Annotated in this window: 5 protein-coding genes; 1 reads left to right on the plus strand and 4 read right to left on the minus strand. The window is 42.1% G+C overall.

All coding sequences use genetic code 11. The features are described from left to right. Positions 1 to 58: 58 nt before the first annotated feature. The 4 genes from ABLA76_RS15470 to ABLA76_RS15485 all read right to left on the minus strand — a co-directional run bounded on the left by ABLA76_RS15470 (position 59) and on the right by ABLA76_RS15485 (position 5534). Positions 59 to 418, minus strand: a complete 360-nt coding sequence (locus ABLA76_RS15470; RefSeq protein WP_348988601.1) for a YfiM family lipoprotein — start codon at positions 416 to 418, stop codon at positions 59 to 61. Positions 419 to 529: 111 nt separating this feature from the next. Beyond that, entirely contained in the window at positions 530 to 1888 is a 1359-nt protein-coding gene (gene pssA / locus ABLA76_RS15475; protein ID WP_348988602.1) for a CDP-diacylglycerol--serine O-phosphatidyltransferase, read from the minus strand. Positions 1889 to 2092: 204 nt separating this feature from the next. After that, positions 2093 to 4735 carry a bifunctional acetate--CoA ligase family protein/GNAT family N-acetyltransferase gene (locus ABLA76_RS15480; protein WP_348988603.1) on the minus strand — a complete coding sequence of 881 codons (2643 nt, stop codon included), beginning with the start codon at positions 4733 to 4735 and terminating at the stop codon, positions 2093 to 2095. A gap of 127 nt (positions 4736 to 4862) precedes the next feature. Continuing rightward, the gene (locus tag ABLA76_RS15485; RefSeq protein WP_348988604.1) at positions 4863 to 5534 is read right to left on the minus strand and encodes a tRNA-uridine aminocarboxypropyltransferase; all 672 of its coding nucleotides are present in this window, start codon (positions 5532 to 5534) and stop codon (positions 4863 to 4865) included. Positions 5535 to 5668: 134 nt separating this feature from the next. On the opposite strand from ABLA76_RS15485, the gene ABLA76_RS15490 reads away from it, so the two are divergent. Then, the gene (locus ABLA76_RS15490) at positions 5669 to 6709 is read left to right on the plus strand and encodes a tRNA/rRNA methyltransferase (protein ID WP_047771406.1); all 1041 of its coding nucleotides are present in this window, start codon (positions 5669 to 5671) and stop codon (positions 6707 to 6709) included. Positions 6710 to 7091: the final 382 nt, after the last annotated feature.

The following is a 7091-nucleotide window of genomic DNA, read 5'->3' on the forward strand; positions in this document are numbered from 1 at the left end:
CCGGATGGCTTTTTTGCGTTTGGAGGCTATTAGAAAAAGAAAAATAGAAGGTTAAAAATCACTTCACGGACTGATATAAACTATAACCTGCTATCGCTCCAGCTATATCATAAGCAATATCATGCCAACTCCAGCCTGTTCCTGATGGGCGGCTATCATAAATCTCTTTTACTGCACCAATACTAACGGATAGTAATACACCAAATTGTGCACTTCCACGGTGCCTCCAATGTTGACGATCAGCATAAGCATTGCCCGCAGCAGCGACAATTGCAGAAAATAAGAAATGTTGCGCTTTATCTTTTCCTGTCCAGTTGTCATTTGCCTGACGAATATTGGAGCAGGAAGTATTCAATAGGATAGGAGAAATTATTAATATATTTCGTATCAGAGTGATGATGTTTTTTTTCATCGTCATTTACGCCATAATTTATTTTTTTAAATCATAGCGGTTTGATAAATAAGGTACAAAAATCCCCCCTGCCAATAGCGAGGGGGGATTCAAAAAAACGATAATTATTTATCTATTCTACAATATCCTGCTAATTAATCGGTCTACCCGAATACGGCGCAAGCGTCGTATCAGTTTGCGTACCTTAACAGGATAGATCTGGATATTTTCCAGCTCCTGATAATTGTGGATAATTTTTGTATGAGTACGGATGCAATCCAACTCCATTGCACGTTGTTCTTGCATCTCTTGGTGAGGATCATGAATAAGAATGGCATTTTCCAGATCCAATCCCCATGCCCGAGGATTAAGATTATTACCCGTAATTAATTGCCATTTATTATCAACCCAGATCCCTTTTAAGTGATAAGTATTGTCTTGATCCTTCCATAACCGGATAGTTAATTGCTGGCTATCGATAAACTTTTGCAGCCGACTAGTGAATCGGCGTAAGTTAATTTCATACAGATAAGGCAATGCACCAATGATCTTAAATGGTTCTTCTGGTGGAATATAAAAATCATTAGCTGTTTTATCTCCAATGATGATCTCAACTTGCTTTCCTTGGCGGAGTAGCCGGGATATTGCACGTACCAATACTGCGGGTAAATTGAAGTAAGGTGTACAAATAACCAGCTTGTTTTCAGTGCAAGACATGAGATGACAAATTGTTTTGTTCAGCAGATTTTTTTTGCCCAATCCCACAAGGGGAGTTACCGCCAATTCTTCATTGGATGCTTGATTTTCAACGTGATACTCGGCATTCTTCAATGAAGCACGAAATTGACGGATCAAATTTTTAATTTCAAGGCTACGAGGACGATTGTGGCAGGCCAAATTTTTTACGGCTTCAGCGCTAATAATACTATCATCAATAAATTGCTTCATGACTGAGGCAAGTTTTGCATTATGCAGCAAATGATAACGATCGTAACGGTATTTTTCATGGTGGTGCAGATAGACATCATTAATACTGGCCCCACTGTAAATAACCGTATCATCAAAGATAAAGCCTTTCAGATGCAAAACTCCCAGTGCTTCGCGTGTATTCACTGGGACACCCAGGATGGAGATGCTGACATCAGGGTAGCTTTCAGCCATGGAGCAGTACCAGTCTGCATTTGTTGCCGCAGCTTCTACACCAATGCGGCCACGTTGAGCACGATGCCAATCAACCAGGATTTTTATGTCTAACTCAGGGCGTTTTTGTTTAGCGACATATAATGCAGTCAAAATATCCTGTCCTGCATCATCGTTTTCTAAATATAACGCGGCGATATAAATATGCTTTTGGGCATTTGCTATATGCTCCAATAAGGTGCTGCGAAACACTTTAGATTCATAAAGTGTCACAATATCAGCAACTGATTGTGGTAGCTTAGGCAGTTGTGCAAGGTGTTGTTGGTGTTTTGCTTGTTTAAATTTGGACAACATCACAGTGCGTTTTTCTCTTAGTCTAGATGGCGTTAATACCATCATAAGGTGTATGAATCAAAATGATCTGGCGATGATACCATTAGTTTGGTCTATTGTGAGTATGAATTAACGGTCTTGAGCTGATTGCTTTAAGACTGTGCGATCTATCACGGAGTGAGCATTTTTTATTACTCATCACGAGATGTATGTTGAATTTATATTTTGCTAGAGTGTCAATGTAAGATTAACAATGCCATCTTCTAACTGTATATCAATGGCAAACCCAAGTTTTTTCGCAAGTTGGATCATGTTACGGTTTTCAGGCATAGTGATGGCTGTTAGTGCCTGAATACCATGTTCTCTTGTATAGTTAATCAGTTTAGTCATAAGTTGATAGCCTAACGTAATCCCCTTTAGATCTGATCGGACTAATATCGCAAATTCAGCTTCGATATTATCGGGATCTGCCATAGCACGAGCGACACCAATAATTTCAGGTGTTGTTGCTGGATAGCGGATCGCGACGAATGCCATTTCACGGTCGTAATCAATTTGGGTCATGTTTGCAAGATCATCATGAGTAAACTCGTTAATTTCACTGAAATAGCGATAATAAAGATCTTCCTTTGTTACTTGGCCGATAAATTCTTTCAGCAAAGGCTCATCTTCCGGCAGGATTGGTCGTAGCAAACATTCAAAACTATCTTTGATGTAGATAGTTTCTTCCAGTTCATTAGGATAAGGCCGGATAGCTAGTCTATTGCGGGGATCGCCTGTTACTGGCATCAACTCCATTGTCACATCTAATAGAGTGAACTCATTACCTGATGCAAGCAGTGGATGGATATTCATACGAGTAATTTGAGGACAATCGATCAGAAGATTCGATACTCTGACCAATAACTGGCTGAGGGCAAGAATATCCAGTGGCAAAAGTGAACCGCCAGATTTTATTTTGCCCCCCTTAATTGCCTGAATCACCAGATATCGGGCCAATGCCATATTAAGGGGAGGAAGAGCGACAGCCGCCTGTGTTTCATGTACCCAATCAATATCTCCCTCGCCTAGCATGATTAAGGGACCAAATATCTCGTCTTGCTCAATAGCAATTCTCAGTTCTTGTGTGCCAGCCCGATTAGCCATGCTCTGTACTAATAATCCATGGATCCTGGCGTGTGGGAAGTTTTGTTTGACACGTTCAATAATCGCTTGTGTTGCGGCTTTAACTTCATCAGCATTGCGTAAATAAAGCATCACTCCCTGAACCTCTGATTTATGTGGAATATCAGGGGAGCGGAGTTTTAATGCTACGGGATAGCCAATTTTTTCTGCAATCTTAACCGCATTATCGCTGGTATGAGCGATCCAGGTTGGTAAAGTATTTAAACCGTAAGCATCAAGAATAGGTTGTACCTCATGGGTATCCAGTCGGACATTCCCATTATCAAGGGCCTTCTGTATACACTCATGGGCTCGAGCCGTATTCGATGTAATACCAATGGGTAAGGATGGCGTTTCTTTCAGTTGTTTTTGATTTCGCTGATATTCCACCATATGCATAAAGGCAGTAATGGCACCTTCTGGCGTCCGATAAGTTGGGATACCTGCCTCACTGAACAGACGTCGGGCTTCCAATGAAGAATATTCTCCGCACCAATTAGTGAAAATAGTGAGCCATTTTCCACGAGGATGCTCTTTAATGGTTTGTATAACCCGAACCGCTGTAGTTTGGCTGTGGGATATGGCGCTGGGAGAGTGGATTAACAGTAAGGCATCATAATCATGATTATCCAAAAGTAACCTGAGTGCAGCAATATATCGTTCGGTGGAGGAGTCATCGCCGATATCCAATGGATTACGTAAAAGCAGCGTGTCTGGAAGTATGCCAGACAATCCATTGATCGTTTCCTCACCTAATATAGCGAGCTTGCCAGTTCTCCTAAATAATTCATCCAGTGCCATTGCCGCTGGTGCGGCCCCATTACTGACGATTAATAAACGTTCTCCGCGCAATGGCCGCATAAAACTCAATGTTTCCACTGCGGAGAACATTTCATGTGTATCTTGTACACGCAGTAATCCGGCACGTTGAATGGCTGCGTCATAAGCAGCATCAAAATTTTGTTGTTCTCCCAGCAACTTCTGAACTTGCCGGGTACGACTGCTTTTCACAACCAGAATCGGTTTATTGCGTGAAGCGCTTCGGGAAGCAGAAAGAAAACGGCGGGCATCGCTGATATGTTCGAGATGTAACAAAATGGCACTGGTTTTACTGTCTCTTGCTAAAAAATCGAGCAGGTCATCAATATCAATATCAACACTGTCACCCAAGGCAATAAAATACGAAAAACCAATATTACGATGGTTGGCCCAGTCCAGAATTGTGTTGGATATTGCTGCTGATTGTGAAATAAAAGCCAATTTACCTTTAAGGATAGGGATCGGGGAAAAACTGGCATTTAGCCCGCTCCAGGGTGCTAAGATGCCCAGGCTATTTGGTCCCAGAATTCGAAGATGATGTTTTTGGCTGTACTGTTTTAATTCAGTAAATTGTGATGGCGGAGAGGATAAAATAATGACAGTTTTGCATCCGTGTTGGGCCAGTTGCTCTAGTAAAGACAAATTACGGCTGTGATGAGTACAGATCACAGCAAGGTCAGGCGTTAATGGTAATTTATCGATAGAAGGATAGGCTAACACACCCAGAACGGCATATTTGTGTGGTGTTACGGGGAGAATAGGTCCTGTAAACCCACCCATTAACAAATTTCTCATCAACACTGAACTGGCTTTTTCTGGCTTTTCAGAAGCACCAATAATGGCGATAGATTTAGGGCGTAATAATGCTTCAAGTCCGCGTTGGCTCATTTCTGGAGTTCCTTATCAGTTATCACATTAATAAACAATCACTGTTGATTAAACAATTACCATGAATAAACTTTAGCCACCCTCAGTGACTTTAGCGCGGCTTGTCAAGCATTACTGTGAGTTATTCCTACAGATGATTAGATTTTCCTGCCAAATATTGTTCACGAAAGTGATTAAAATGATTCAATAATGATTGTGCCGCTTCAATATCCCCAGCTAATTCTAATGCCGCAGCCGCAACTTCGGCAGTACAATGTTGTTCTGTTCTGGAGGGGATCCGAAGTAAATAGTCCATTTTGGCAATATTATTCATAGATAATAGGGGAATATCATCCAAATATGGGCTTTTACGAAACATTTTTCTTGCTTCAGGCCAGGTGCCATCCAATATAATGAACAGCGGTGGTTTTGGGTTAGCTGGGATCTTCTGATACACCGTACGAGGAGGTGTAGCATAACTGTCTGGGAAGATCAGATAGGGTTGTCGGGTAGGATCACGCACGACGTCGAGCAGTTGTTGATCAGGTTCGGTTCTGGACCAAAGAAAAGCGCATGTATCAGGCAGAATATCTGCAATCAACTTTCCTGTATTACTGGGTTTCATCGGCTCAGTATCGAACATGATGAGACAGAAACGGCTTTGCGCATTTGCAGGTGAAATCATCTCACACAGACATTTTTTTTGGGGTAATAAACAATGCAGGCAACGCGGCACCCGGCATCCTCTTGCCAGAAAAGGGCGGGTAGAACGGGCAAGGCGGCGTTGGCGAAGCTGATAAACGGCGTTGTTATTTCTCATTTAAGAACTCAGACATCTTCGTGGATAAAATCAGTAAAAAATTAGCGGATATTTTAATGGATTGTTGTTACCAGAGGTAGCTTCGGGCGCGTACATCGGGTAATCTTCGCGCCATAACGCAGTTGGAGAAATAAATGAACGATTCCTATAGTGGTAAGAACGGCAAAGTCAAAGTAATGTATGTTCGCAATAATGAGGACAATAACGATAACCGTAAAGGCGGCGATCGTCGTAAAAACAGTGACAGCCGTAAGAGTGATAACCGTCCGTTTGGTAAAGGGCGTGATCAGGGTGACCGTCGTCGTGGCAGTGAACGCCCAGTGCGCTCAGGAGAGAGTTCTCCGTGGAAGACTATCTCCCGTCCAGAGGGTGAATCTCTTAGTCCAGAGCACCAGGGCATTAGCGGCAAAAGCAACATTGATCCTGAACAGCTTCGTCGTCAGCGTTTGGAAGAAACTCGTATCTATGGGGAAAATGCTTGTCAGGCAATGTTCCAGAACCGTCCTGATGCGATTGTTCGGGCCTGGTTTGTTCAATCGGTCACGCCGCGTTTTCGTGATGCATTGAAGTGGATGGCGGCAAATCGCAAAGCTTACCATGTAGTTGACGACGAAGAGCTATCTAAAGCATCAGGTACAGAGCACCACGGTGGCGTATGTTTCCTGATTAAGAAACGCAATGGTTTGGATGTGGAAACCTATTTGCAGCAGGCACCCGCTAAAGATTGTGTGTTGGCATTGGAAAACGTAGGTAATCCACATAATCTTGGCGCAATTATGCGCAGTTGTGCGCATTTTGGCGTACAGGGTGTGATTTTACAGGATACAGCGCTGTTGGAATCAGGTGCAGCTGTTCGGACAGCAGAAGGCGGTGCTGAACACATCAAAGGCATTGATGCGGATGGATTCACGGCTACGCTAAATCAATTCCGTAACCAAGGCTATACAATTGTGACCACATCAAGTCATAAAGGTAGCACAACACTGGCACAAGCAACATTGCCAGAAAAAATAGTCTTGGTATTGGGTCAGGAAAGTGACGGACTAAGTGACAGCATTTGGGAAGATGGTGACATTCGTCTTTCTATTGGTGGAACGGGTCGGGTAGAAAGTCTGAATGTTTCTGTTGCAACAGGTATTATGCTGGCGGAATGGTGGCGCCAGAATAAGGTTTAATTTATACCTGAAATAAATCGCAAGCTGCCATTTTGTCAAAGAATAGTGGCTTGGAAATACAAAGAGATAGTTTAGTCTCCCCATCCTTAATAAGGCCTTGTTTGTTTAGTCAAGGCCTTATTTTATTCCCCTTTATTTATTGAAACTATTTTTATTATTTTAGAGTAAAGGTATTTATTTAGATGTTTGCAACGACTAAAGATTTTAAATAACACACATAAAATTTATGCCATTTATAGTTTATCCATATTGTTAAGCGGTCATGTATTAAATAATTAGTTGCTGTGATAAACTTCGTGCTTTTTAGTGGTGAAATATGGCTAAGATTGATGTTTGTTGTCGTTATTGTCATGCCACTACAACACCGCCCGTGTATTGAAAA

The sequence above is a fragment of the Xenorhabdus sp. SGI240 genome, from assembly GCF_040081915.1.
GTDB classification, from domain to species: domain Bacteria; phylum Pseudomonadota; class Gammaproteobacteria; order Enterobacterales; family Enterobacteriaceae; genus Xenorhabdus; species Xenorhabdus bakwenae.

Excerpts from the sequence above, each read along its gene's own strand:
- ABLA76_RS15470 (WP_348988601.1), bottom strand. The coding sequence starts at position 418 with ATGACGATGAAAAAAAACATCATCACTCTGATACGAAATATATTAATA.
- ABLA76_RS15480 (WP_348988603.1), bottom strand. The coding sequence starts at position 4,735 with ATGAGCCAACGCGGACTTGAAGCATTATTACGCCCTAAATCTATCGCC.
- ABLA76_RS15485 (WP_348988604.1), bottom strand. The coding sequence starts at position 5,534 with ATGAGAAATAACAACGCCGTTTATCAGCTTCGCCAACGCCGCCTTGCC.
- ABLA76_RS15490 (WP_047771406.1), top strand. The coding sequence starts at position 5,669 with ATGAACGATTCCTATAGTGGTAAGAACGGCAAAGTCAAAGTAATGTAT.